At 48.2% G+C, this 25,342-nt stretch carries 30 protein-coding genes; 9 read left to right on the top strand and 21 right to left on the bottom strand.

All coding sequences use genetic code 11. From position 1 onward, the window contains the following. Positions 1-21 precede the first annotated feature (21 nt). The 9 genes from FRIGORI9N_RS07685 to FRIGORI9N_RS07645 are packed head-to-tail and all read left to right on the top strand — an operon-like array spanning position 22 to position 8,730. Positions 22-2,139, top strand: coding sequence for a flagellar biosynthesis protein FlhA (locus tag FRIGORI9N_RS07685; protein ID WP_159569210.1), 2,118 nt, complete (start codon positions 22-24; stop codon positions 2,137-2,139). Continuing rightward, positions 2,136-3,074, top strand: a complete 939-nt coding sequence (locus tag FRIGORI9N_RS07680) for a hypothetical protein (protein ID WP_159569209.1) — start codon at positions 2,136-2,138, stop codon at positions 3,072-3,074. The genes FRIGORI9N_RS07685 and FRIGORI9N_RS07680 overlap by 4 nt, the downstream gene beginning before the upstream one ends. Continuing rightward, positions 3,074-4,459, top strand: coding sequence for a FliI/YscN family ATPase (locus FRIGORI9N_RS07675; protein ID WP_159569208.1), 1,386 nt, complete (start codon positions 3,074-3,076; stop codon positions 4,457-4,459). The genes FRIGORI9N_RS07680 and FRIGORI9N_RS07675 overlap by 1 nt, the downstream gene beginning before the upstream one ends. Beyond that, positions 4,456-4,872: a hypothetical protein gene (locus tag FRIGORI9N_RS07670; RefSeq protein ID WP_159569207.1), complete on the top strand. Its 417-nt coding sequence runs from the start codon at positions 4,456-4,458 to the stop codon at positions 4,870-4,872. Before FRIGORI9N_RS07675 ends, FRIGORI9N_RS07670 begins: the two co-directional genes overlap by 4 nt. Next, positions 4,863-5,942, top strand: a complete 1,080-nt coding sequence (locus FRIGORI9N_RS07665; RefSeq protein WP_159569206.1) for a FliM/FliN family flagellar motor switch protein — start codon at positions 4,863-4,865, stop codon at positions 5,940-5,942. The genes FRIGORI9N_RS07670 and FRIGORI9N_RS07665 overlap by 10 nt, the downstream gene beginning before the upstream one ends. A gap of 12 nt (positions 5,943-5,954) precedes the next feature. Then, on the top strand, positions 5,955-6,608 hold the full coding sequence (gene sctR, locus FRIGORI9N_RS07660; RefSeq protein ID WP_008248351.1) for a type III secretion system export apparatus subunit SctR: 654 nt from the start codon (positions 5,955-5,957) through the stop codon (positions 6,606-6,608). Between the two features lie 3 nt (positions 6,609-6,611). Continuing rightward, positions 6,612-6,878 (top strand): type III secretion system export apparatus subunit SctS, encoded by a 267-nt coding sequence (gene sctS, locus FRIGORI9N_RS07655; protein ID WP_008248350.1) that lies wholly within the window; start codon positions 6,612-6,614, stop codon positions 6,876-6,878. Continuing rightward, the gene (locus FRIGORI9N_RS07650) at positions 6,872-7,672 is read left to right on the top strand and encodes a flagellar biosynthetic protein FliR (protein WP_159569205.1); all 801 of its coding nucleotides are present in this window, start codon (positions 6,872-6,874) and stop codon (positions 7,670-7,672) included. The genes sctS and FRIGORI9N_RS07650 overlap by 7 nt, the downstream gene beginning before the upstream one ends. Continuing rightward, positions 7,669-8,730: a flagellar biosynthesis protein FlhB gene (locus FRIGORI9N_RS07645; protein WP_159569204.1), complete on the top strand. Its 1,062-nt coding sequence runs from the start codon at positions 7,669-7,671 to the stop codon at positions 8,728-8,730. Before FRIGORI9N_RS07650 ends, FRIGORI9N_RS07645 begins: the two co-directional genes overlap by 4 nt. 28 nt (positions 8,731-8,758) lie before the next feature. On the opposite strand, the gene FRIGORI9N_RS07640 is transcribed toward FRIGORI9N_RS07645, so the two are convergent. From FRIGORI9N_RS07640 to FRIGORI9N_RS07545, 21 genes are all read right to left on the bottom strand, one after another. Continuing rightward, entirely contained in the window at positions 8,759-10,543 is a 1,785-nt protein-coding gene (locus FRIGORI9N_RS07640) for a hypothetical protein (protein ID WP_159569203.1), read from the bottom strand. A 26-nt stretch (positions 10,544-10,569) separates the two neighbouring features. Beyond that, positions 10,570-12,024, bottom strand: coding sequence for a hypothetical protein (locus tag FRIGORI9N_RS07635; protein ID WP_159569202.1), 1,455 nt, complete (start codon positions 12,022-12,024; stop codon positions 10,570-10,572). Between the two features lie 45 nt (positions 12,025-12,069). After that, on the bottom strand, positions 12,070-12,810 hold the full coding sequence (locus tag FRIGORI9N_RS07630) for a hypothetical protein (RefSeq protein ID WP_159569201.1): 741 nt from the start codon (positions 12,808-12,810) through the stop codon (positions 12,070-12,072). A 26-nt stretch (positions 12,811-12,836) separates the two neighbouring features. Then, complete coding sequence (locus tag FRIGORI9N_RS07625; protein WP_159569200.1) at positions 12,837-13,718, bottom strand: hypothetical protein; 882 nt, start codon at positions 13,716-13,718, stop codon at positions 12,837-12,839. A 10-nt stretch (positions 13,719-13,728) separates the two neighbouring features. Beyond that, on the bottom strand, positions 13,729-14,922 hold the full coding sequence (locus FRIGORI9N_RS07620) for a hypothetical protein (protein ID WP_159569199.1): 1,194 nt from the start codon (positions 14,920-14,922) through the stop codon (positions 13,729-13,731). 31 nt (positions 14,923-14,953) lie between these two features. After that, positions 14,954-15,511 carry a hypothetical protein gene (locus FRIGORI9N_RS07615; RefSeq protein WP_159569198.1) on the bottom strand — a complete coding sequence of 186 codons (558 nt, stop codon included), beginning with the start codon at positions 15,509-15,511 and terminating at the stop codon, positions 14,954-14,956. Between the two features lie 19 nt (positions 15,512-15,530). After that, positions 15,531-15,764 carry a hypothetical protein gene (locus tag FRIGORI9N_RS07610; RefSeq protein WP_159569197.1) on the bottom strand — a complete coding sequence of 78 codons (234 nt, stop codon included), beginning with the start codon at positions 15,762-15,764 and terminating at the stop codon, positions 15,531-15,533. 60 nt (positions 15,765-15,824) lie between these two features. After that, positions 15,825-15,971, bottom strand: a complete 147-nt coding sequence (locus FRIGORI9N_RS07605; protein WP_159569196.1) for a hypothetical protein — start codon at positions 15,969-15,971, stop codon at positions 15,825-15,827. A gap of 10 nt (positions 15,972-15,981) precedes the next feature. Further along, positions 15,982-16,197, bottom strand: a complete 216-nt coding sequence (locus FRIGORI9N_RS07600; protein ID WP_008248331.1) for a hypothetical protein — start codon at positions 16,195-16,197, stop codon at positions 15,982-15,984. An 8-nt stretch (positions 16,198-16,205) separates the two neighbouring features. Beyond that, on the bottom strand, positions 16,206-16,526 hold the full coding sequence (locus tag FRIGORI9N_RS07595) for a hypothetical protein (protein WP_159569195.1): 321 nt from the start codon (positions 16,524-16,526) through the stop codon (positions 16,206-16,208). A 4-nt stretch (positions 16,527-16,530) separates the two neighbouring features. Next, a complete protein-coding gene (locus FRIGORI9N_RS07590; protein ID WP_159569194.1) occupies positions 16,531-17,067 on the bottom strand; it encodes a hypothetical protein in 537 nt (178 codons plus the stop codon). A gap of 3 nt (positions 17,068-17,070) precedes the next feature. After that, entirely contained in the window at positions 17,071-17,412 is a 342-nt protein-coding gene (locus FRIGORI9N_RS07585) for a hypothetical protein (RefSeq protein WP_159569193.1), read from the bottom strand. Then, the gene (locus FRIGORI9N_RS07580; protein WP_159569192.1) at positions 17,399-18,589 is read right to left on the bottom strand and encodes a hypothetical protein; all 1,191 of its coding nucleotides are present in this window, start codon (positions 18,587-18,589) and stop codon (positions 17,399-17,401) included. Before FRIGORI9N_RS07580 ends, FRIGORI9N_RS07585 begins: the two co-directional genes overlap by 14 nt. 2 nt (positions 18,590-18,591) lie before the next feature. After that, positions 18,592-20,319: a type III secretion system outer membrane ring subunit SctC gene (gene sctC, locus FRIGORI9N_RS07575; protein ID WP_159569191.1), complete on the bottom strand. Its 1,728-nt coding sequence runs from the start codon at positions 20,317-20,319 to the stop codon at positions 18,592-18,594. Further along, positions 20,303-20,971 (bottom strand): HrpE/YscL family type III secretion apparatus protein, encoded by a 669-nt coding sequence (locus tag FRIGORI9N_RS07570; RefSeq protein WP_236550846.1) that lies wholly within the window; start codon positions 20,969-20,971, stop codon positions 20,303-20,305. Before FRIGORI9N_RS07570 ends, sctC begins: the two co-directional genes overlap by 17 nt. Beyond that, positions 20,964-21,707, bottom strand: a complete 744-nt coding sequence (locus tag FRIGORI9N_RS15450) for a hypothetical protein (RefSeq protein WP_236550820.1) — start codon at positions 21,705-21,707, stop codon at positions 20,964-20,966. The genes FRIGORI9N_RS07570 and FRIGORI9N_RS15450 overlap by 8 nt, the downstream gene beginning before the upstream one ends. Next, a complete protein-coding gene (gene sctJ, locus FRIGORI9N_RS07565; protein ID WP_159569189.1) occupies positions 21,704-22,501 on the bottom strand; it encodes a type III secretion system inner membrane ring lipoprotein SctJ in 798 nt (265 codons plus the stop codon). Before sctJ ends, FRIGORI9N_RS15450 begins: the two co-directional genes overlap by 4 nt. A gap of 3 nt (positions 22,502-22,504) precedes the next feature. Continuing rightward, the gene (locus FRIGORI9N_RS07560; protein ID WP_159569188.1) at positions 22,505-23,029 is read right to left on the bottom strand and encodes a hypothetical protein; all 525 of its coding nucleotides are present in this window, start codon (positions 23,027-23,029) and stop codon (positions 22,505-22,507) included. Beyond that, on the bottom strand, positions 22,995-23,756 hold the full coding sequence (locus FRIGORI9N_RS07555) for an OmpA family protein (RefSeq protein ID WP_159569187.1): 762 nt from the start codon (positions 23,754-23,756) through the stop codon (positions 22,995-22,997). The genes FRIGORI9N_RS07560 and FRIGORI9N_RS07555 overlap by 35 nt, the downstream gene beginning before the upstream one ends. Further along, positions 23,753-24,772, bottom strand: coding sequence for a hypothetical protein (locus tag FRIGORI9N_RS07550; protein WP_159569186.1), 1,020 nt, complete (start codon positions 24,770-24,772; stop codon positions 23,753-23,755). The genes FRIGORI9N_RS07555 and FRIGORI9N_RS07550 overlap by 4 nt, the downstream gene beginning before the upstream one ends. A gap of 113 nt (positions 24,773-24,885) precedes the next feature. Continuing rightward, on the bottom strand, positions 24,886-25,263 hold the full coding sequence (locus FRIGORI9N_RS07545; RefSeq protein ID WP_159569185.1) for a hypothetical protein: 378 nt from the start codon (positions 25,261-25,263) through the stop codon (positions 24,886-24,888). Positions 25,264-25,342 lie beyond the last annotated feature (79 nt).

Here is a 25,342-nt window from a genome sequence, read left to right as displayed (position 1 = left end):
TTTGTTGGCTGAGGACTCGCGATGATCGAAGTGTTAAACAGGTTTGCAAGGCTGGCTTCTGCACGGTCCGAGGTGGTTGGTGCATCTCTCATCATCCTCATGATCGTCATGATGGTGATACCCATGGGCCCGGGCATTCTCGATGTACTCCTGGCCATCAATATTTCTGTGTCGGTCGTGCTTGTAATCAGTGCCGTACTCATTGAAACCCCGCTGGCATTTTCTTCATTTCCTGCGCTTCTTTTGATGACAACCTTGTTTCGGTTGTCTCTCACCATTTCCACTACACGACAAATTCTACTAGAGGGTGATGCCGGACATATTGTCCAAACCTTCGGCGAGTTCGTCGTGGGCGGCAATGTGGCCGTTGGTTTAACGATTTTCCTCATTATTTCTGTTGTTAATTTTCTGGTGATTACCAAGGGTTCCGAGCGTGTTGCTGAAGTGGCTGCGCGTTTCTCACTCGACGGCATGCCCGGAAAGCAAATGTCCATCGACAGCGATCTGCGTGCCGGGTTAATTACTCAAACAGTTGCGAAACAACGCCGTTCCGACCTTGAAAAAGAGTCGCAGTTATTTGGTGCAATGGACGGTGCGATCAAGTTTGTAAAAAATGATGCAATTGCCGGGCTCGTTATCACGGTGGTTAACCTGCTGGGTGGTTTAACGGTCGGCATGATTCAGAAGGGAATGACCTTTTCTGAAGCGGGGTCGGTGTACACCATTTTGTCAGTAGGCGACGGACTGGTCGCTATCATTCCATCGTTGATGGTTTCCATCGCGGCCGGTTTGATTGTGACGCGTGTTACCAAAGGCGAGGCTGACGGATCCAACACTGCGCAAGACATGTTGAAAGACCTCAGCCGAAATTCAAACGCACTTCAAATCAGCGGCATTTTCTGTTTTCTGTTCGCATTCGTTCCTGGCATGCCCAGTTATGTATTCCTCGCCACTTCGGCAACGCTGCTGTGTGGTTGGTACTTCATCTCGAGAAAAACTGACAAAGCCGCAGACGTCGATGTGTCCACGCAGTTCAGCGACATGCTGTCTGCCAGCGGTAAAAGCGTCAAGATGGACGACATCTTGCACACCAATACTTTCGCACCCCTTGAGGTGCGGTTGCCTGTAGACATCGAGCCCACTGCTGCCAATCAAATTCAGAATATTTGCAGAATTGCGAGAAACCGGCGAGTAGAACATTTGGGCATTCTGTTTCCGTTGTTCGAGTTCACCAATCACACCGAGAGTTTTGTCGAGTTCTATGTGTACGGCGTACCGGCCATGTCCATTCATATCTCCGAAAAGCGGCTCAGCATTCGCAGCGATCAGTCATTGGTACAGGCCGTGCCCGGTATTGAATTCGTGATTGAGAAAGATGTTGTTACCGGTAAATACGACATGCTGTGCGACCCCCTTCAGAAAACACTTCTCGATCAGCACAAGCTGGAATACCTGACATTCGAAACAAGATTGGTATCGCAAATTGAAGCGTTGTTGGTCCAGAAGGTCGACCAGCTATTCACCTTGAATGAATATCAAAGACATATGACCACTTTGGGTGACAAGTACACAGAACAACTCAAGGAACTTGAGCGCGTGTTACCCGTTACCAAAGTGGTGGAGGTGTTGCAACGCTTGCTTGGCGAATCAGTTTCAATCAAAAACATGCGTTCAATTTTGAATTCATTAATTGAATGGGGGCAACGCGAGCGAGACCCCATGGTTATCGCCGAGCAGGTACGCCGTGGCTTGTTCGAGCAAATATGCCATCAACATACCCACGAGCGAAAACTCAAAGTCTTTATGTTGGGCGTGGAATTTGAACAGTTGATACGAGAGTCGAGTCGAAGTGACGGCAATGGATCATTTGTTGACATTGATTCCAGCTCCCTCAATGAACTAATCGAAATTGTCGAGGAGCAGTGCAGGCCGCATCTGGTTGGAAACTATGTGCCCGCCATTGTGTGTTCAATGGATTGCCGGGTGTTTTTCCGCCAAATCATTCAAGACTCATTGTTCATCATTCCGGTTCTTTCTCATCAAGAAATTTCTTCAAACATGGAAATTCAAGTGTTAGGCAACATCAATCTAAATCTTCAAGCGAGAAACAATCCATTTGCTGACGGAGTCACATCATGATCCACATTCAGGTTAAGGCCAAGTCAGGATTGCATGCCGGTGCGGTCTGGCGACTGGACAACTCGCTGGTCAGCCTGGGTGCAAACTCTCAGTCAGATGTATTCCTGTGCGATCCTGAAATTCCGGATACCTTGATCACACTCAGAAAAAGCGGGCGTCGGTTCAACATCGAGACCCTGCATTCAGAGGCCAGGTTAACCGCACCTGATCAAAAAAAGGTAGACAACACGCTTTTCCCCTCGCAACTGCTCACGCTTGATTTCAAGCACATACAAATCGAGTTGCAGATCGTCAACGGCACCAGTGGGCTGATGTCGTCATTGAATGACGGGTTCGCCAGAACACTCCATCAATTGGTGCAACTCTTACGGGGCATAGGAGCCAGGGCAATCGTCGCCTTACTATTCATTATCGGCTTGTTGTTGACCACAGTCGTTTTGTTCTTCGGCACGGCGGGTGTTGTCAAGTCAGAGGCAAGCGTCATCAAGAAACCAAACTTGAACAACACCTACAAATTGAAACCGCTTTCTACCCTTGAGAGTCGCATGGCAGAGAACGTGGCAAACGAGATCAATGATTTTGCAATCAGAGCCTCCACAAACCAACTCTCGGTAAATGTGGATGATGACCGTGTGGATATCGACGCGGAGTTGTCGAGGGCACAGTCCATCAAGTTTGAAAAACTCCTGGATCGTCTGGTCATCGATTACGGTGAGAAAGTGGATATCCGTGCCCGCCTGGCGTTGACTGAAGAGCAGCGCCGTATCGATGAAATTGCCATTGAGCAGGTTGTTCTTGGTAGTCGCCCTGTTGTTATCCTGCGAGACGGGGCAAGGCTGTACGTCGGCGGGCAGTATCAAGGTGTTAATTTGCTCAGCGTCGATTCCCGAAAAGTAGTTTTTCAGGGCGAAGCCGTTTATGAGGTTGTCCTCTGATGCGCAGCGCCACGGCCCTGCTGGCACCTGCAATCGTCAATCAGCTTCAAGCCCGGATTGGGCAGATCAACCCCGTGAAACGTGTTGGGTATGTCAGTGAAATTATTGTTTCTACAGTCAAGGCGATTTTGCCCGATGTGGTGCAAGGTGAGTTGTGTGAAATTGAAACGTCTGGCGGGCATAAAATCCTTAGCGAGGTTATCGCGTTCTCTGAAAATATTGTCACCATCTCGTGTCTTGAATCTGTCGCCGGAGTCGCTTTGGGTTCCCGAGTGTTGCCCTTGGGCCGAGCGCACAGCATTAAGGCGTCAGATCACTTGCTTTCATCGCTCCTCGATGGCATGGGCCGCAATCTGGATCACCCGTATGACCGTCGATCCGGCGTCTTGTCGGTCGATTCCGATGCACGACCCGTCATTCAGGTGGCACCTCCAGCCAGTAAAAGACCACCCGTTAGCGAGCCGCTCGTCACGAAAGTGCGGGTCATTGATGGACTGCTTACCCTTGGTATTGGCCAAAGGGTGGGTATTTTTGCACCCCCTGGTTGTGGCAAAAGCACCTTGATGGCCCAAATTGTTCGCGGTGCGAATGTGGATGCTGTGGTGTTTGGTCTTGTGGGCGAACGCGGTCGTGAGTTGAGGGAGTTCATCGAAAAAGAAATCACGGATGAAATTCGCAAAAAAAGTTTTTTTGTGTGCGCTACTTCTGACCGATCGGCAATCGAGCGTGTTCGTGCTGCGTTTACCGCCACATCCATTGCCGAATATCTAAGGGACCAGGGAAAGTCTGTTTTGTTGGTTGTGGATTCGTTAACGCGTCTTGCCCGCGCGCAGCGTGAACTGGGGTTGATGGCCGGGGAGCCTGCCACACAGGCGGGATTCACGCCTTCTGTGTATTCAATTTTGCCTGAATTGATCGAACGTTCAGGTCGAACGGAACAAGGGGATATTACGGCCGTTTTCACAGTACTCATGGAAGGCGAGCGGATTGAAGATGATCCAATTGCCAGCGAGGCCAAAAGCCTTCTCGATGGGCACATTGTACTCAGCACCAAACTGGTCGAACGAAGTCATTTCCCCGCAATTGATCCCTTAAAAAGTCTGTCTCGTGTCATGGGTTCAGTCAGCAGCGCCAAAACCCAGGAACTGGCGTCACTGGTCAGGCGCGCCTATTCGCTTTATCAGGAAGTTGAGCTGTTGATTCGGCTTAATGAATACCAGCCAGGTACCGATCCATTGGTTGATGAAGTCGTGAACATCAAGGCCAGCCTCGATGAATGGTGCAAACAGTCCCGGTCTGAACCCGAGTCACCTACCGTGGCATTGTCGCGTCTCGGTACGCTGATTGTCGGATTTGAGCGACTGGTTCAAGAGGCGAAAGCGTGAACACCTTCACCAAAGACCTCCAGCAAATCATGGCGATCCGGAAGCTACGGGTGGATTCATCGCGCCGTAAACAGAAACTCAAAGCGCTTGAGCAAGATCAGGCCGCGCGAACCATTGAAAGTACCCAGGCGCATTTTGAGCAAATGGAGCAAAGGCTCATTCAAATAGAAGTAGAAACCCTGCAACGTTTGACCAATGGCAACTTTGTCAAAGTGGATCAGCTGCTCAGCTTCACAAAGCTTCAGCAACAGGGCATCAAAAAAATAAAAAACATCCAGCAGTCCATCGATCAATCTCATCAACAGTACGAGTCAGCACAGCTTGCGTACCAGGAAAGTTGCTTGAAAGTGAATCAGGCCGAGAAAAAATTATTGGGAATAGAAGAAGTACTTCTACAGAAATTATGGAAATAGCTGAACACATCAATGAGCAAGAAGTGGCGCAGGTTTGGGCACTGGATCGACTTCGAACAGTGCGTTACGACGCGACCAGTTCCACAATTTTTGCCCGATCAAGATCAATGTCTCAGCGCATTTATTACTTTGATACCGACAGGCATTCTGATCTGGTGATTCGGCGCACAACTGGATTACCCCACAAAAGTACGATCAGCGACCTGATTTGGGTCAGTGCCAATTTCCCTGAGGGAAACGAGATTCAGATTGGTCTGGATTCAGCTTATATTTTTGAGCAAACCGGCAGTTTGATTACACCCCAAACCGTGGATTGGGGTGGTGAGGGCATCGTTCCGCTAATTGATATCGTCAGTGCTGTCCTGAACGAACTCGAGTCAATTCTCGGGCTTCATGTCGAGGACTTTTTGCCTGCACATCAAATGCCCACCTCAAACCCCAGCGACTACCTGGCCGTGGATTACAAGCGCCAAAACAAACTCATTCTTTTGTCAGACAAGCAAACACTGAAGCTGCTTGAAGCAAAGGCACGGAACTATTGCCTGCGCTACTGGAATGACTACGAGTCCATGGGGAAGAAAGTATTTTTCGAGTTGAGTGTTTATTTGTATCCAACAAAAAGAAAGTGGTTGAGTACCGAACTCGCAGAACTTGAACAGGGTGATTTGGTTGCACTGCAAAATTTTAGGGTCAATGCATCGTCTCGATCAATACGCGGTTCACTGCGATTTAAAGGCGATAAATTTTCAAAAAGAAACTATGAGGTATTCATCGAAATGAACGAAGACGACACACGACTCCACTTTGGTAGCGACGATCTTTCTGACACATCCAGTCTTGATGAAGAGAATCTTCCACCACACGAGCAAATCGAACTAGAGATTCACGCGGGTAAAACCAAGATTCTTTTTAATGAGTTGTGCAGCGTCCAAGAAGGCACCTTGATTGAATTAAGAGAGCATGCCTTGCCAATGGTGACCTTGTGTGTAATGGGTTCGCCAATACTTGAGGGCGAGCTGGTGCACTTTCAGGACCAATTGATGGTTCAAGTCACAAAAAGACTCGACTAAGAGAATCTCAACATGGATCAAAGCATCAATCCAATTGGTCTGATTGTCACGATAGCCTCGCTATCCGTATTGCCATTGGTGGCGGTAACGGCCACTTCATTCCTGAAAATATCGGCGGTGTTGCTCATATTGCGCAATGCAATTGGTGTGCAGCAAGTGCCGTCAAACATGGTGCTGTACGGAATTTCCATGGTGATGACCCTGTTGGTGATGGGCTCTATATTGACTGAGGCTGGCCAACGTTTCGCACCAGACGGCAAAATGCCGGTCAGCGGAACCGAAGTGCTCGAGTCGATCAATGCCAGTGTGCCGCCCTTTAAAAAGTTCATGTTGGCCAATGTCAATCCGGGTTACCTCAACAGCTTTCATGAAACGGCACAAAAATTCCAGAAAAAATACGATGCACCTGAAGTCGAGAAAACAGATCTGTTTGTTGTGCTTCCGGCTTTTGTTGCCTCCGAACTTGCTGAGGCTTTCAGAATCGGATTGTATCTTTACCTGCCTTTCGTGATCATTGATCTGGCCGTGTCAAGCGCCCTGATGGCCTTGGGCATGATGATGGTGTCACCCATGTCACTCACCGTTCCCGCAAAAATTGTTTTGTTCGTCGCAGTCGAGGGATGGGCAAAGGTACTCCAGGGGCTGGTCAATTCTTACTTGGTGTAAATCATGCTGATTTATTACGTCAATCAGGCATTGTGGATTTCATTGCTTGTTGCCGCCCCTGTGGTGGTTGTCACAATGGTTTTGGGGTTATTGCTTGGTTTCCTGCAGGCTATTTTTCAGTTGCAGGATCAAGCCTTGCCTTTTGGCATCAAGTTAATGGGGGTTGTACTTATCCTGTTTGCCTTGGGCTCCTGGCAATCTCAAATGCTGGTTCAGTTTACGCAAACCATGTTTGATTTAATCTCGGTTCCGCATCGTTCTAAATGGTAGAGCCACTGACCGACACCGGCGAACAACTGCGGCAGTTTCTTGCGGTGCTCTCGTATTATTTACCCAGAACTGTCAGTTTTATGGTGTTTTTCCCTTTGCTCTCGAAAGGTCTTTCCAGCAGTCTGATCAAGATGTCGGTCGGCTCTGTTTTGGTTCTCTACCCGGCATTTGCGTCAACCACCCTGTATTTTTCGTCAATGAACCCACCGACTTTCACCTTGATTACCTTTCTCAGTGAGGTGGTTTTGGGTGCACTACTGGGGCTGACCATTGCATTTCCCTACTACGCGTTCAAAGCATTCGGCGCTTTAGTCGATGTTTACAGAGGCGCAACGTTCGCCGCACAGGCGACAGGTAGTGATAGCGGAGAAGAGCTACCCATCGAGCAATTGTTTGGTCTGCTTTTTGCAGCACTGATTTTTGCCGGGCCGGGTTTGCATGCAGTCTCGGTGCATTTACTCAACAGTTATTTGATTATGCCACCAGGTACCTTGACCCTACTTAGTCTGGACAGTTGGCTGACCACCATGCTGCGCATGGCCGCCGACCACATCACCTTTGCAGTCTTGTTGAGTGGGCCGGTATTAATCGCAATCTTGGCTGTAGAACTCGTGGTCGAAATCATATCGGCGTTTACCCAGCAACTTCAAGTTTACAGCCTTGAGTTCGGGCTCCGAAGCGTGTTTGGCATTGCCGCACTCATCACACTCATGTTCTTTGCAGAGCAGGAAATACTGACAATGTTCTGGCAATACAGTGAAAGCTTGAATTTGCTTCTCGGAGATGTTCAGTGAGCGGCGAAAAAACTGAAAAACCCACCCAGAAAAAGTTAGACGATGCCAGGAAGAAGGGGCAGGTCAGTGTCAGCAAAGACGCCCAGATACTGTTTAAACTCCTGATGTTTTACATGTTTTTCTTTTGGCTTTCGCAAGACTATGCGGCACGTTTCTCTGAATTACTTGACTTGATCGTGACTGCCGGGTTCAAGCAGCCGTGGACTTTCTCAGAAAGCATCTTTTCAATGTTCTTTGATGTTTTCGTGGCAATCACTGTGCCCTTGATCGCTGTTTGTGCGATAGCCGCCACCCTGATTACCTGGGCTCAAATCGGATTTCTCGTTTCGCCAGAAGCGTTAACGCCTTCATTCAAGAAGTTCGATGCCGTATCCAATATCAAGAACATGTTCTCGAAAAAATCTTTGGTGCAGTTGCTGTTGTCCATCGTCAAAGTACTGATTTTGTCTGTGGTTGGGTATCTTGTATTCAAAGACAATATGGGAGACATGATCTACAGCTATCGCGCTGGGTTGACTCAGTTTTTTGACGTGCTGGTTCATGTGTTGAAGGCAATCATTTTTGTGTCGCTGATCATTTTTATGGTCATCGCTGCGATCGACTGGTCTGTGGAGTACATGCATCACATCAAAAATCTACGGATGAGCCACCAAGATATTGCCGATGAACGAAAGCAGTCCATGGGAAATCCACAACTAAAGCAGCGAATGAAAAGAGAGCACCGTAGCATTCTCAATTCATCACTTACCCGGGTTGCTGGCGCAAAGGCGGTCGTGGCCAATCCCACGCATATTTCTGTGGCTTTGGATTATGAACCGGGCAAACACGACTTGCCTTACATTCTCGCCATGGGAACAGACGACGAAGCATTAAGAATTCGTGAGTTTGCCAAGAAAAACGGAATTCCAATTATCGTGAATGTGAAGTTGGCCAGAATGCTATATCAGGACTGCGAAGAAGATGAATACATTCAGAAAGAACACCTGGAGCTTGCAGCCCAGGTATTCCGGGCTGTCATGGAAATGGCGTCTGATCAGGATAAGGGAGTCAGTCGTTGATTTTTTTACCGACCCCTTGCGCTTAGACTTAGTTGGTGGATTTTGGAATGTAATGCTCCATCAGCTTGATTAGGGCATCCAGGTCACCCCCGCTGTTTTTACCATCACCAATAAAAAGCAATTCGTTTAGCCATTCATTACCGCCGGAATCCAATTCTCGGAGCAAGACTTCAGCTGTCTCTTTCATCGCGGGCGTGCTGCTCGAGGAATTCCTGATTGCCTCCAGATCATCCCTGGAGAGTTTATTGTCTTGATCTCCATTCTTGGCAGACTCAAACTCTCCCCAGTTGCTTTTCAAGAACTTCAAAGCATTCAAAACTTGTTCTGTACGGGTTGTGTTCAGGGGCGGGTACCCGTCTTGGCCGGCAGCTTCGTTTGTGGTCAACAGATTTGTTTTAATGTCATTCAAACCTGCCCGAAACTGATCGAAATCACCTCGACTGAATTTGCTGTCTGTTTTGTTTACATTTCCACGAAATAGAGAGTCAATATTCCCTGAATTCCTTGCGTTCAGAATAATTTGAGCTGCCTTGCCCTGGTCACTGTCCGCCCCATATCGTCGGATTATTCCTTCGAGGTCTTCGACCGATACAACGTTGTCCAAGCCACCTTTGCCAGCCCCTTGATCAAATGTTGCCCAGTTTGCATCCATGATATTCAATGCCCAGATCAGGTCATTCAGTTCTTTTATTCTTGGGTTGGTATTTGGGTCTTTGTTGTTAGTGGCTTCTGCGGCTGCGTTTTTGTCTGCAAGATAAATGCCGCCATTTGTTGTCATGGCAATTGTGTTCTCGACGGGGTTGTAAGAAACAAGTCCCATTGAAATTGCAGTGTTGAGCTGGTTGGTGGTGAAGTTGGTGTTGTCTGCTGGCAGGCCAAATAAAAAATTCAGCATTTTGCGCGTTTCTTCGTCTGGCGCCAGTCCCGGTGGCAATGTTTCATCCGGCACTTCCGCCATGCCTTCAAGAATCGCCTTGGCATCTTTTTCTACTTGCCCCGAACCGTAATTCGGTGCGTACCCGGTGGCAGTGAAATAGCCAGGCACTTCACTGGCGGTGTTCATCAGTGTTTGTGTCATGGTTAACAGCCCCATGCTGGGTATCAACGCCAAAGTATTGTTGGCAAACGCCTCCACCACCGTGGTGCCATTCTCGTTGGGCGTCCAGGTGCCAGGCGCCTGGCTGGCGTCTCCCTGAAGCAGCCCCATCATTTTCAGTGTGTTCAAGTGCCCCTGATTGAATTCCGTGTTGGGTCCAAACATGTTCTCGAGCAGAGTCAGGGTGTTCGGATCAAGATCGCTGTCTTGTATCGGACCAAGCTGATCAGACTCTGCAGAGTAATTGGCGTTGTAAATGTATTGCGCCGCACCCATCAGGCCGCCCAGTTGTGCGCTCATGGCTGAGCCGGTGGCCTCGGTATTAAATCCGGAGTTTAGGTAAGTTGCACTGCCGCTTGGAAAGAAAGGAATTTCATCGCCGAAGAAGGCAGTGTCGTTGTAGTTCTGAACGAGACCTTGCCCTTCTGTTGTTAGCGTGAAGGTGTGGGTGATCCCATCTTCGCCAAGATTTCTTTTGTAGTTGAAGTAATCGTAGTCCAAGGTTAGGGTGATGTCGCGAACCTTCAGTTCTTCGACGGGCTTGTTATTTTTTAAAGCCAGAAAGTTCAGGATTTCTTGCAGTTCTTCTTCGGAGGAAGCGGAAATGATGATGTCTTTGATGCGGTAAGTGAACTGACCATCGGGCTGCGCATTGATGCCTGGAGCATCCGCTACTGCGACGTCTTCACCACGGTAACCTGGGCTGATGGTCGTCATGTTTTTTCATTCCTCCAATTTAGAAATTAATTGCTGTTTAGCCAAGTCGACATGTCGTTCTTTTCAAAGATTTGATCGTCGCCGCAAATTTCGAGGAGCATTGAATGATTCTCACTGGATAGTGCAGCTTTTGCAGCTTCAATAAAGGCCGCCCGATTTTCAGGTGGTATACCCATCTGGTCCCAAAGAGGGTCTGTTTCGCTCAGTTCTGACAGAAGCCGCATGCCTTGTGTGCCGAATCGATCGTTGTCTTTGACTGCGGCGCTGTTCTTGTAACGCCATTCAAGGTAATCCATCATGTCAACCGCTTTCGGATCGGACAATGTGGTGATAATTGCCTTGAATGCATCGCGCTTGGCAACTTCTTCGGCCTCTGCGGCTGCCGCTTCTGCTGCTGCCACCGCAGCATTTTTGTCTGCAAGATAAATACCGCCATTTGTTGTCATGGCAATTGTGTTCTCGGCGGGGTTGTAAGAAACAAGTCCCATTGAAATTGCAGTGTTGAGCTGGTTGGTGGTGAAGTTGGTATTGTCTGCCGGCAGGCCAAATAAAAAATTCAGCATTTTGCGCGTTTCTTCGTCTGGCGCCAGTCCCGGTGGCAATGTTTCATCCGGCACTTCCGCCATGCCTTCAAGAATCGCCTTGGCATCTTTTTCTACTTGCCCCGAACCGTAATTCGGTGCGTACCCGGTGGCAGTGAAATAGCCAGGCACTTCACTGGCGGTGTTCATCAGTGTTTGTGTCATGGTTAACAGCCCCATGCTGGGTATCAACGCCAAAGTATTGTTGGCAAACGCCTCCACCACCGTGGTGCCATTCTCGTTGGGCGTCCAGGTGCCAGGCGCCTGGCTGGCGTCTCCCTGAAGCAGCCCCATCATTTTCAGTGTGTTCAAGTGCCCCTGATTGAATTCCGTGTTGGGTCCAAACATGTTCTCGAGCAGAGTCAGGGTGTTCGGATCAAGATCGCTGTCTTGTATCGGACCAAGCTGATCAGACTCTGCAGAGTAATTGGCGTTGTAAATGTATTGCGCCGCACCCATCAGGCCGCCCAGTTGTGCGCTCATGGCTGAGCCGGTGGCCTCGGTATTAAATCCGGAGTTTAGGTAAGTTGCACTGCCGCTTGGAAAGAAAGGAATTTCATCGCCGAAGAAGGCAGTGTCGTTGTAGTTCTGAACGAGACCTTGCCCTTCTGTTGTTAGCGTGAAGGTGTGGGTGATCCCATCTTCGCCAAGATTTCTTTTGTAGTTGAAGTAATCGTAGTCCAAGGTTAGGGTGATGTCGCGAACCTTCAGTTCTTCGACGGGCTTGTTATTTTTTAAAGCCAGAAAGTTCAGGATTTCTTGCAGTTCTTCTTCGGAGGAAGCGGAAATGATGATGTCTTTGATGCGGTAAGTGAACTGACCATCGGGCTGCTCATTGATGCCTGGAGCATCCGCTGCTGCGACGTCTTCACCATGGTAACCTGGGCTAATGGTTGTCATATGTTTTCATTCCCGAAGTAAGATTCTCAATTTTAAAAATAATTTTTACGTGCCACGCGTTTGTTCTTTTTCTGTTTCCGTGGTGGTTTGGTACAAACTGACAAGTTGCTGATACAACGCATTTGCTTCTTGTGCCTTGATGTCGTCTTTTGCACCTTCATATTGATAGTTGGCGTTGCCATATTCGCCACTTGCATTGATTGGTGCCGTGATCAGGCTGGCGCCGATTGGGCCTACCCATTGATTGCCATGGCCAGTTTTGCTGTTTTTGGCAATGATGGCGTTGGCCGCGCCCAAGCTAGCTGTAATCACTGCAGACAACATGGCGCATGCGAACTGTACGGCGGCACCTTTCAAGCGCTCTTCTGCGGCGCTTATTCCCAGCTCCACCTGCGTTTCAAGTACTTGAGACATCAGTTGTTTGATATCCACTTGCATGGCGTAACTAAGCATCAAAAATTCAAGAAATGCGTCGCCAAAGGGATTTGTGTGAATCCCGATTCTTTCGGAACCGCCGAAAAGAATGTCCGCCTCGTCGTCGGTAAGACCCCAAAGTTTTTTGGCCTCATCGCGCGTAATGCTGTCTTTGCCACTGGCCAAACCAAGATACGTTTGCACTTCTTCCGGCGACAGGTTGGCGAGCATTCGGTTGGCTTGCTCTTCAGTCAAGCCGAATTTGTCCATCATGTACGCCAGAAATTTTTCTTTTTCAGTCTGGGTTAGTTCGTTGGGCTTATCGACATTGCCTGTGCTTAGGGAGTCGGTTCTTGTTGCGACGTCTACCATTGTTTGTTCTCCTGAATAGGTGTGTTTCAAACACCAAATAGTTGCGCAATCAACATTTGAAAACGTTGCAGCAAATCTTGGTAATTGGAATTTTCCTGGCTCAACATTTCAATAATCTGGCTCCAGCCATCAATAATTGCCTGGGCTACTTCTGCTTCTTTCAGTAGTTTTGCACCCTCGTACTGCAACTGACCCATTTCTGCCTGAAGGCCAGCTTGTGCCATCAGGATTGCGGACTGCGCATACTCAAGAAAGCGGGTTAGCGCTATTGTTTGCGTCTCGGTGAGTGAACCAGTCAACATTTTGGCGATGTAGGCTGGAAGGGACGATGCAAACTCCCTGGCTGCTTGTACGCCCGCTGAAACGCTTGACGACATGGCCGACAGGCCACCTGCCATCAAGGCTGTGCAAACTACAACAATCGCGATCATCAACAAAGTGCCGACCACAATGGCGCCGATCGGTCCCAAAGCGTCGCTTAACGCTTCGAACATTGCACCCATCCCTTTTTCAATGAAAGACTCAGAGCCAGCTGCTTCGCTGATCAAGGGCTCGAGAAACATGACCAAGGTCACAACAAGAATCGCGATGGTCATTGGCGTTGGAATCAAGATGGCTGTGATCATTGCCAATGCCACACCCAATGCACCGAGTGCTTTGAAAAACTTGGCCAATCCACTCATCGCCTTGGCTTTGCGCAACTGCTCGAGATAGTCTTCAATTTGTTGCTTGACCTTTTCAACCTTGGCGCGTTCCGCACCTTCCAGGCCAACCAAGTAACTGCCGATGACATCTCGGGTTTGCTCAAGCGCCGCGATCATGTATTCGGCCAAGGTTTCTGTCAGTGGCCTACTTGCGCCGTTGTCAATCAGGCTTGCATAGCCTGTGTCTCTTACTTGATCAAGCATCTGGCGTACCTCAGAATGCGGATTGATAGGCTTGTGATGCAACCTCGGCGAGTTTGCTCATAATTGCAGAAAACTCACTCATGACCGCCTCAACCAGTTTGCTGATGGATTCAATTTCTTGGTCCAGCTGGTCTACAAGTGCTTGATCGCCATTTTTGAAAGCTTCGTCTCGCAGGCGGGTTTTTTCAGCGATGTCAGTTCCTTTCAGGTCCAAAAACAAATTAATGCTGACACCGAATCCGTCCTTCCCTTCTGCGAGACCATTCAATGCGCCTTCAATCTGACTCATTTTGGTAGAAATGTAACGTTGCGCATTTGTGTCGCCCCGGTCGACAGCAAAGCTGTATTGAAGCTTCAGTTCATCAAGATAGCTTTGTAATTCTTGCTCGCTGTATCCTTCCGGACCAGGAATCTCACTCACATCCCAATTTGTTTCAAGGTTGTATTGCCAAAGATCTTCGCTGCGCATCACCTTTTGCTCAGCTTGAACTTTCGGGTCTGACGCGCTGAGTCCCGTGGACAACAAATAATTCATCTTGGCTTTTGCGACCGATTCGCGGAACTGGGACAAGGCCAATTGTTGGTTTTCTGCGCTGGGGTCTGCTGCAATTGATGATTCGTATGCAGCTTTCGCGGTAATCAGTTCTGTTTTCAAGGTGCCCAGGCCCACCGAATTAAGGTCTACGCCACTGGCTTCCAGTGTGTCCAGTTTTGCCAGCAGTTCATTGACCTGGTCTACAGTTTTGATGTTGTTCTCGGCACTCCACGAACTCGTCGAGGTTGAAATTGCCGACATTACTTCAGCCACTGCATCGGCCTGCGGTTGCAGTTCAGCAATTGCTGTGTCCAAGGCATCAGTGCCTTGCGTGTGCTCCGCAAGCACTTTTAACAGTGCCAGCTCACTTTTCAGTTCGCTGTCCAATTGATTCAATGGGCCTGTGCCGGTGGATGAGTCCCAGCTGTTGCGAATTTGTTTCAGATCGGTAATCAGGGCATTGAGATCACTTCCCCGAGCCCATGGTTGACTTGATTGGCTTTGTAAAAAGTTGATTAGTTGCGTCAACTCTGATTTGGACATGTCGGCCAGGTTTACGCCCGGGTTCTGATTAAGCCATGCTTGAACAGCCTCCTCGGCTGTATCGACTTCACCAGCAATCGTTGTTGGTTGCCACTGTACTGATTGGTTTGGATCTACGCCTGCCATGATAAATACCTCAATGTGTGTTGTTGTGTGTTTATCGAACCGAGAAACTGGACAGTCGTTTTGTGCCCGAGTCTACTTTTTGGTCATATTGATCGCGCAGGCGTTGCAACTGCTCTCCAATAATTGCGGAACGGTAGTCTGAAGGAATGACCAGTTCTTTCGCCTCAAGGCACCATGAGTAAAGTTTCTTTGCTTGTTCTTCATTGACCTTCTCGCCATTCATGACTTTGTTGAACACTTCAAGAACATCGTTCGGAATCGGTTTTCCGGAAGCACTCATCTGCGCGCGGGCTTCATTCAAATAGCGTTTCATGTCTTCGTTGGCTTCTACCGCGCCTTCTTCATGTGTCTGAAGGAGAGATATCAAGGCATCGCCGTTCGTCTCGAGTGGGCCGTACCATGCTGCTAGCTCGGTGAGGCGTTCTATGTCATAGGTGTACCCCCCCAATTGCAGACCTGTAGCCAGTAGTAGCACTGTTTGAGTGTCTCCCCTTGCTGCCGCTTCAAACATTTGATCGACTTTGCTTTCATCGATCTCGTAGGGTTCGGTCAATGGTTCGGGGTTCGTAATTGGGGTGGTAGCAGTCATGATTTTCCCTTTGGATTTATTAGTTAAGTGCCCGGGAAACAACGTCGCGGTAGAAGTCGCCAGACTTGCCCGCAGCATCGAAAATTGCCTGGGCCGAAGCGAGGTCAATTTTCAATTTTGCCGCGGCTTCCACAATGTCACCAGGCTCTACATCGGGGTCATCCAGTACATCTTGAAATTGCTGAAGCGCGTTGTCCTGGAAATCCTGACCTGTGGTTGTCATTACGCCGATTGGACCTTCGATTGCTGCCATTTTGATTCTCCTGATTAATATGTAAACACCATGCACACCAAATACGACTGATCTGTTTGATCAGTCGTCATCGTTACCACCGACAGGGTCGGTGGCCTCGCTGAGAAAGTCGTCCAGAATGAAGCCCACTGTGATTTCCTCCAGAGCATCTAAAAGCTCTGGTGAGTAGGCCCCTGCGGGCACCGACGCTGTTCCTTCAACCGCCATAATTGACTCCTTATTTGTTGACGATACTTTTTAATGGCTCGGTAAGGTCTTTGACCAAACCAGCAGCCAATTGCCACAATGAACCCATCATTTGAATCTCGTAGTTCAACATCACAGAGTCGACTGGAGAATCACCAAAATCTGAACGGGCAAGCATGTTGTTGACGTTCTTGCCGTGTCGATCTGCAAAGTTGAATACGCGATCGCCTGCTTGAATAACTTCCACAATACCTCCTACTGTTGTTTAACCAATTGCTCAAAACTTTCCGAAACTTTGCTGCCAATTTTCCCTGTCAGCTGAATTGACACAGACTTCATGGAGCTTTCGTGAATTGATTCAATCAGACTGAGTACGTTGTCATTGGCGTCAAAATCTTTGAGTTTTTGACCCATGTTCATGTCACTCTGATTCAGCTTTGTTTGGGCATTTTCAACAAAACTTTTCACTGTGTTGTTGATGGGCCCGGCATCGTTGATCATTGCTTTGAAGTCAGCAATATCGTGTAGCGGTGGTTGAGGTGTTTGTGCGCCCGGTGGCGAAGCAAGCATTGCCATGTTGTTAATTGCTGCGACCAATTTTGACCTCCAGAGCGACGCCAAGCTGCTTAGACAATTTGGCCTCTAAAATTTTAATCAGTACTTTCTGTTCGTTAAGCCCCATTGCTGGTGGCAGTTCGATATTGAGAAGCAGGTTTCCCTGGTTGTAGCTTCCTTTCACTTCCAGTGCACCAAGTGCAGAGTTATCAATTTGGAAGGAAAATGAGTTTTGTGTTTCTGACAAACCCTTTTCTTTTACTTCTCCTTTTTTAAGTGGAGAAAAAAGTTCTTTTGTTCCGTTTGTTTGAAAATTTCCCGTGTTTTTAGGTGTTTTCTCTGAGTTCGAGTGTGTGTGACTTTCAGGCGATACCGGAAACAGCATTTCCAGAAAATCATCTTTGAGTGAATCTTGTTGTGGCCTTGGCATAGAAGGGTTTGACAATGCGAGCGGCTTTGAGGCCTTGCTGATATTGACAGTGCAACCGCTTGCTTTTTTGTCGATGCGTTCTTGCACGCTGGCTGATAAACACAGCGGATCATATTTGTTGTCAGACTTCATTGTTTACCTTTGGCTCAAACGGTCAATTTCCCAAGTGATCTTGTCGAAAGTGAGTTGCATTTCCCGAAGGGTTTCCAGATGCCAGTTTTTTGTGGTGCGAAGAATGAATCCCAGTTCGGGTTCGAGTTGGCAATTAATATGAATTCCGGGGAGGGGGTTTTTCATTTCTGCCAGGGCCTTGGACGCCTCTGTGATGCGAGTCGATGGTGGAGTTTCGGAAACCCAGACCATAAAGTATTCTTGATGTTGAGCTGAGAAATGAGTTGTCCTGTTCTCGCTTTTCACCATGACCCAGTCGCTATTGGAAACTGACAGTTCGACTGGTTCGATCTCATGACTGTGCATGCGAAGCTCCTACGGATAGAACTCCTGCAGCCTTCAGATTTTTGTCAATTCCGTCGGTTACTTGTTTTCTGTGAGATCCATTTTTGTAAAGATCTTCAAGCAAGTCACTTTTAAGTACCAAGCGGTTGTAGTTCGTGATGAATATGTTTTTACCGGGTCGGTTGTTCGCACTTACGGCCGAGGCAATTCTTACCAGCGAATTCAGCCCTGTGACAACTTCCGCCGATGCAACAGTTTGCAAGCAACTTTCCAGCAAGTTACTCAGCGATGGCAGACCACTCAATTTCGCCGCGGTGCAGCAGTTGAGAAATTTTTTATGGATTCCCTGAGCCTTGATTAACAGATTGATTTGATTGATTCGGCTAAGGATCATGTAGTGCCGAGGTGCGGTAATTTTCTTGGGGTTTTGTGTTTTCTCTCTCGACAGGATATTGATGAATCCATCGCGCATTTTATTCATGTCAGCGCTGAAATCTTCTTTTGTTACATTGTTCCTGATTGCCTTGAACAGCGACAATATGTCTGGTGCATCAACGTGAGGTTGTATTTCAATTGTTTGGTACGCCTTGATGAATTCACGAAGGGTCGCTTGTGAAAGTCGACTTTGTTTGCCCACTTCAAACGCAGAAATGGAGCCCGAGATGAAGTCACCGTGTTCTGAGTTAAGTGATTTTTTATAAGTGTTTAAATCTTTGATTTCTGTTTTGCTCAAGCCTGGCTCTTCAAGCAACAGGCTGACAAGCAAGAACTTGCGCAATGCCTTTTCTTCCGGCCGCAAGTTTCCCGCCAGGTCGACCAAACTTTTACTTTTTGTCTTGACTGCTGTGTTTAGCGAAATCAGGTCTTTACTCAGAAATGTCATGTCCGAAGTGAACATAACCCGATACGCCTCTTTGTATTTTTCAGACGCGCGCTTTGCGTGCGCGTCTTCCCGGCTGCGGGCGGCTACTGCAATGGCCTGTTCTTCAGCCGTAACTTGTGGCTTGCCTTCCAGCCGGTTTTTTTGAGTTACCTCAACAGGCGGCTCGCCTGAACTGTTGCGTTGTGCATGTGCGCGAATAAAGTTATTGAGTTTTTTCTGCTCAACTGCACTTAGTTGCTTTTTTGCCAAGGCGCCACTTTGAAGCGCTTCAGCTGTTGTGACCTCTTGGACAATTGGTGGAATCGTAATTGCCATGCTTACCTCGGAATAGTGCTGTCGAGTTTCAAAGAGGGAGTTCCTTCAAGGTTGTCTCCTTTCAATTTGAATGACATCTGGAGTTCTTTCACCGCTTTGCGTGTGGATTCCGAATCGTGAATTGGCCGGTCAATCAGTCGTGGCGTAATCAGGAAAAGCCTTGCAACAGTTTGTGTACGCTTTTCCGTGGAAGTGAACGCCTTTCCGATATACGGTATGTCTCCGAGCAGGGGGACTTTGTAGTCATTAACTTCAGTGGATTCTCTGTTATATCCGCCAATTAGGATGGCCTTTTCCCGTTGAATTACAGCTTGGGTGCTTAGTGATGTGTTCTGCACCCTGGGCATGTTGATTCCTTGCGTATTTTCGGTAAGGCTGCCGTCTTGAATTTCAATGCGCAGGAAAATCCGCTCTTCCTGTTCATCGATGACTACTCGGGGAGTGACCTGTAACAGGCTACCTGCTGTAATTGGAATAACGTCGGCAACGCGTTCGCCAGAAACCTGGATATAAAGTGTTTGGCTAAGGTCGATGTAAGCGGACACATTGTCTTGGGTCACAATTGTTGGGCGCGCAAGTACTTTTGCGTTTTCATCGGCAGAGAGTGCTTTTAACCTGGCCATAAAACGCATTGGGTCAACGATGGAAGTGGCGCCGGCTGCGATCAAACTTGGCCGGCCAACGCCGCTGCCGGGAAAGTCGTAGGCAAACCGATCCGACAGCAAACCAAATTCCAGACCCAATTCATTGAGTCCTTTTTGATCGACCTCGACCATCATTGCTTCAACCTCGATCATCGCCACCTGACGGTCCAGTTGATCAATCAGATTCTTGTAGTAGTCGTGCTTACTCTTTGCGTCACGAATCAAGATTGAGTTGGTACGTGGGTCTGCTGTGACGCTGACAAACTCTGCTTTCTCAGGGTCGTCATCGGCTTTCTTTTTCACCCCGCTACTGGGTGAGACAGGCAAAGCACCAATTCTTTCCCCCATCATCAAACCTTCGCCAGGACTAAGGCTGTAGGGGGAGCGTTCAACGTTCATGCCCGGTTTTTTTGCTTCCGGAGAATTTGCCATTTGCTGATTTGGAAGCCCCAGCAAGTTCAACAGCACCGAGAGTGCACCCGGCGTGGTAACCATGGTTCCGCGCAAGTTGGTTTGCCTGTCTTCGACTGAGGCGTGCTTGAGCGGAAAGACCATCAGTTGCGTTCCGTGCTTTGCGATCTCGGATGGATCGGGCCGGTCCTGCTCAAAGGAGTCTTCTATTAATGACAGGTAGCTGGCGGGGCCGGAAACAATGAGTTCTTTGCTGTCCATATGAAATACAAACGGGAACTCTTTGTAGTAAAGGCCTGCTGAAGTAAGCAGTTCTTTCCAGTCGTCGTTGGAGCGATCGCCACCCACATAAATTCGCTTTGTTCGCCAGTTTCCTGATCTGTAGGTATACACATTCAGGCCGTTCTGAAACCAATTGATTTGATAGGCACTTTCAAAATAGGCCATCACGTCATCAACTGTTTTAACTTCAAATCGACCACTGACTGGCGAGCTTGGAATACTGTCTGCAACCAAACGCTTCCCAAACATCGACAACATTTTTTCAATAACCCGTTTGGCACTCTCGTCTTGCGCAAGATAGACTTTTGTTTCGACTTTGTCTGTTGTGGCTGCGCGTGATGCAAGCGGGGCGAGGACTAAAGCAAGAATGAGTAATTTAAGAAATACTTTCACTGTTGACCTCAAGATTTTTTATCACAGGTACCAATGCAGGTTCGAGACGTTCAATCTCTTCTTTGTACATCGCGATCAGATTATTCAAAGACACATTGATTTCGGCTCCGTTTGCCGTGCTTATTTTCAGTTCAAATGGTTGTAGTTCTTCATCGGCTTTTACATTCCACTTTCTAAGGTTCATTTGTTCAGCGAGGACTTCGGCAAGTACCTTTTTAACCAAATCTACCTGGTCTGGATTGGCTTGAAGATTCAGTTCCCGTGCGCTGTGAGAACGGATGACCAGCGCTTCGGCAAGTGTTTTGATTTTGAGAAAATCGGATGCAGTTGAAATGAACTGCTCAAGAACAACCACGCAAACTTCTGTGCAAATTGACGAGGAATTATCGAGCAGATTATTTTCTTTCCGGGCAGTGATCTCTTTGAGGGACACCAGGTCTTCGCGCACTGAGTTTGCAGCAAGCTGTCGGGATTTTTCCTTGATTCGTTCAGCTTCGTCATTTGCATCACGCAAAATGATTTGGGCTTGCCTGTGCGCCTGATTCAGTAAATCGTGATAGGTGCTAACGTGATTTAACAGGGCCGCTTTAACGACACCGCCTGATATTTGAAGGCCTTCAGGAAAATGAACCCGCTTGATGAGGTTAAGCATGATCTTCCTTGTGTAGAAAATCGATTTCCTCGAATGAATTGTCGGATGTGTCGTCTGGGTCGAAGTGAAGTTCCATGACTTCGTGGTGCGAATAGACTTCGCTGTGCAAGGCGCAGAAGGCGGCTTCACTCCAGTGGTCAATCACGTCCCACAGCTCTTGTGGAATGGGCTCAAGATCATTGCTCCAGTCGATGATCTCTTTGGCTTGTGTAAGTTGCCAGCGCTGATAGATTTTCGGAAAGTAGCTTCGGAGGTAAACCGCAAACCCCAGTCGTATTCTGTCGTGAAGAAACAGTTGTTTCTTCAAGGTGTTGGCCATATGGCGCGCCGCCGATTCCTGCCATTGGATCAAGGCATCAGGCAGATCGTTTTTCAATACAATGATTTCGCGGATTACTTCGGGCGAGTTCACGCCAAAACTACTTTCCCAGTCTTGTGGACGTGCGTGAAGAATACTTGCGTCCAGGCTGAACAAGGCGAATCGTTGAAGATGTTCTTCAAGTACGTTGTTTGTCGCGATGGCAATGCTGCGTAACTCTGGACGCAGGATCAGGCGATCATCGGGTAGTTCTGGCATATTCAATGTACTTCGCAATTGAAGCAAGTTGAAATAATCGATGTTGTCGAGCTGCTCTTTTGTCAGGGGCAGTGAGACGCGATGTTCTTCGTGAATTGCGATGAGCGGGTTCGACCACCATGCCCACCAGCGACTCGAAAATGTGAGTTCACCAGTCATTTGAAGATCCTGAGTTTTAGTTTGCGCAATACTTCGGGCCACTCATTTTCGTCTTTGGCCTGGAGCCACACTATCCCCAGTGAGAGTACCCAGAGCGCCACGATCAGATAAACGATGCTGAGAAAGTAAATGCGGTCTTCTTCGCTTAGCGCCAGTGGGCCATACCAAAGAAGCGGTAAGCAGGCATCGCCACGCGGTTCTGAAGGAATGGCGGCCACGGAGATACTTGTATTGACTTCGCCTGTTATTCCGGGAATGCTTTTGAATATCAGTTCCCTGACGCGTGGAACGTAAGCTGGAAAGGACGATCCGTTCTCGTATTTAACGAACACAGCAGCCGACGAGGGGGAGAGTACTTCACCTGGGTTGGCACGTTCCGGCAGAACAATATGTACTCGGGCAGATAAAACGCCATCCATGCTCATCAAGGTTTCTTCGAGCTCCTGGGACAGTGCATACAGGTATCTGGCACGCTCCTCCAGTGGTGAGCTAATCATGCTTTCTTTCTTGAAGACCTCACCCATCGATGTTTTTTTCGCTCGGGGTAGTCCTTGCGACTGAAGAATTCGGAGTGCGTCAGAGGACATTTGCTTGGGTACCGAGATGATGACTCCCTCTTTGCCCAATGACTTTTCCACGGGAATGCCGGCCTCTAGAAGACTGGAGTAAATTTCATTGCCTTCTTCTTGCGACAATCCACTGAAAAGCTGACTGTTGCCGGAACAGGCTTGCAAGGCACCGATAAGAAAGAGGTAGCCGATTGAGCGAATGATGAGTTTGAGCGCGGTTTTCAAAATTTAGCGCCTTTTGGTAATGGAATTCATTTCTTCGGAAATGTTCTCGCCCCGGTTGCTGATTCTGCTCATGCTTACAAAATAGGCTGTGGCGGTAAATTTCTGGTAAACCACGGATTGTGTAAATTCGGAGTTCAATGCGAGCGAACCCTTCAGCTCAAAAGTGCTTTGATTGAGCTCTTTTTCAAGTTCCTTGATGGCGAGTTCCGCTTCGTTGACACTTGCGGCAGTCTCTTCGATTAGCGTGCCCTGGCTGCGCTTGGTATCTTCTACGGATCGTTTAGAGAGACTTTGAGTTCCACTGCTTAATGCACCATTGATGCTTTTCAGGAGTGTTTGAAACTGATTGATGTTGTCTTGGGGTGCCTGAATCTGACCTGCTTGGCCAAGTGCGATGGCTGATGTTGCTGCGGCGGAATTAATCATTGAAGGTGCTCCTGATGAACTCGTGTTGTCTGAGTTGACGGATTGGGCTAAAAGTTCGCGTGCATGATCACAACCAACAACGTTCTTTTGCGTCGTCTTCAAACTTCGCATCGTATTGGGATCGATTTTTTTCGGCTTTGTCTACCCCGTAGAACTGGAGTCGAAGTTCTACGCGTCGACTTGCATCTTTGGAGTCGCGCACGTGGTTGAATGCAACACCGCCGGCGAGAAAGAGTTTTTTGACTTGCTGCCTTTGATCATTGTTTAAACGCACTGCGGTGCTTTGGTCGTTTCGCAGCAATGTGCACATCACCCATTCTGAGCGTTTCAGGCTTAGGTTCAGGTTGTAAAGGTAGGAGCCATCGGTGTCGGTAAAGCCTTCGATCAGCACCTGTTTTAACCATTTCTGTCCTGTTGGCGTGTTCGCTGTGCTCAGAATTGCAGGTACAACTTGATTGAGTGCCTGTTCACCTTCTGCGCTCAATCTGAATTGGTCCGACTGAAATCGACCGACTTCTCCGAAATTGATTCGATTCAGTTTGCAATCGACTTCAACGGATGTGTTTGTTTTTGCGACTTCCTCGGATAAGTGTTGACAGATATTTGAAATTTCTTGAAGTCGAACTTTAGTCATGTCCACTTGCTCTTTGATCTCTGGAGTTTCCTTGACTGTTTGCTCCGCTTTTTTTGTGATCGATGCCAGCGCAGTCACCATGATCACCAGAAAGAGAATCATTAGGGCGGTCATTAAATCGGCGTAAGAAATCCAGAAAGGTTTTTCAGCTTCTTCAGCGTTTCTTGATGGCTGTTGATATTGCCCGAAGCTCATACGGCCTCCGGGCTGTTTTCTATTTGACCGTCTTGCTGTCTTGCCCGAATGACCTTTCTTGCAAGATCTTGGGGATTGCTTTTGATGTGGCTTAGTCGGTTGTCCATTTTTTTGCCCATGTCTTCAATTGGACTTTTGACTTGACGGATCAGTGCGGTTTCTATTTGACTGGCCAGTCGTCGATTGGACTCAGTAAGCGCTTGTTCAAGCGCACCGCCCATGCTGGCGACTTGTTGTGACTGAATAGATTCCAATTGCTTGATCACAGGAACCATGGCTTGAATCAATTCGTCTTTCAGGCTTTTTGCTTGATCACTTGAGTTTGCTGAGTGATGGACAAGTGTGGCCAAATATTCTTCTCCAACGCCGGCTTCAAAGAGGCTGCTGATTGCATCGACGAGATCATCGAGCGAGCTCAGGCATCGGCGGTAAAGCATCTTTTCCCAGTGGGTGATGATCATTGCGATTGTGATGGCCGCTGCTGATGCATAGAAAGCGTCGCGTACGCCGCCCAGTAAAAGAGAGACGCTTTGTGCCATCAGTTCGGGATTGGACGCGTCAAAATTGGATAGTCCAAATAGCAAACCTGAAAATGTTCCGATAATTCCGATGCCTGTCAGAATGCCTGGCAGGTGCTTGAAGTAATCAACTGCAAGCGGACGATCGACAACAGATGAGACGGAGAAGTAGTAAGAAACGGGGACTGTCAAGCGTGATTTTTTGTTTTTTGTAATTCCGTTGATGAGACCTGTTTGTGTGTGCAGTGTTTTAGAGAAGTCTCGCCAAATGGGTTCGAGTTGTGTGTTTTGGAAAACTCGACCTACGCCGGTTTTTCTGATCATTTCGTCACCGTCGCTCATCGAGCGAATCGTGGTGCTGATTTTTTGCAGTGTCAGGCAAAGTGCTTTGGATACTTTGACGTAGCGCGTGTAGAAAAAGAAACAGGCAGATACCAGTAAGACCATGACGGCGGCAGGAGGCACAAGTTGTAATAAATTAAAGTTTGAGTTTTCCAATTCTTATGCTCCTGCAGCGGAAGGTGTAGCCGGGTGGTACACGTCAAAACAGAAAAAAGATACCTGCCCATCTAGGTTTCCGCCCAAGGGGCAAAGTTCCATTTGTTGCGGAGCTAGCAGTTATTGTGGTTGTTGTCAGGGGACGAGTGTTCGCAGTTGTCGTAGTAGTGGGAAGGCGGAACGAATGTATCGTTGTTTAACCCATCGAATGGGCTGGTGTTGGCAACGGCAGAGGCAGGCGATTTGTACACTACGCCTCCGGCGATCATTAATGCGAGGCCAAGCGCGATTATTAATGGGCCTGTGGGTGCAGCAGGTGTAAAACATATACCTGCTCCCAAGGCGGCTATGGCAAGCCCCGTGGTGGCCATGACCATGGCGGTTTTTCGACCGAGTGCCTGTGCTTTGGGGTCCGTCGTGTTTTCTATTGGCTGGGTACTTGGCCGTTGACTGTTTGATTGAACCTGATTTGAGCCTATTGAAGCTGGCATGATGAATGTCCTGATTGTCTTTTTGCGTGGTTAATCCCCAAGGAAAGTTCAACTTATTTAAGTGGTGTAAAAACGCAAA

The organism is Limnobacter sp. 130 (assembly GCF_902506325.1).
In the GTDB taxonomy this organism is placed as follows: domain Bacteria; phylum Pseudomonadota; class Gammaproteobacteria; order Burkholderiales; family Burkholderiaceae_B; genus Limnobacter.
Note: the sequence above shows the minus strand (reverse complement) of the source record. Positions and strands in the feature narration are given on the sequence as shown.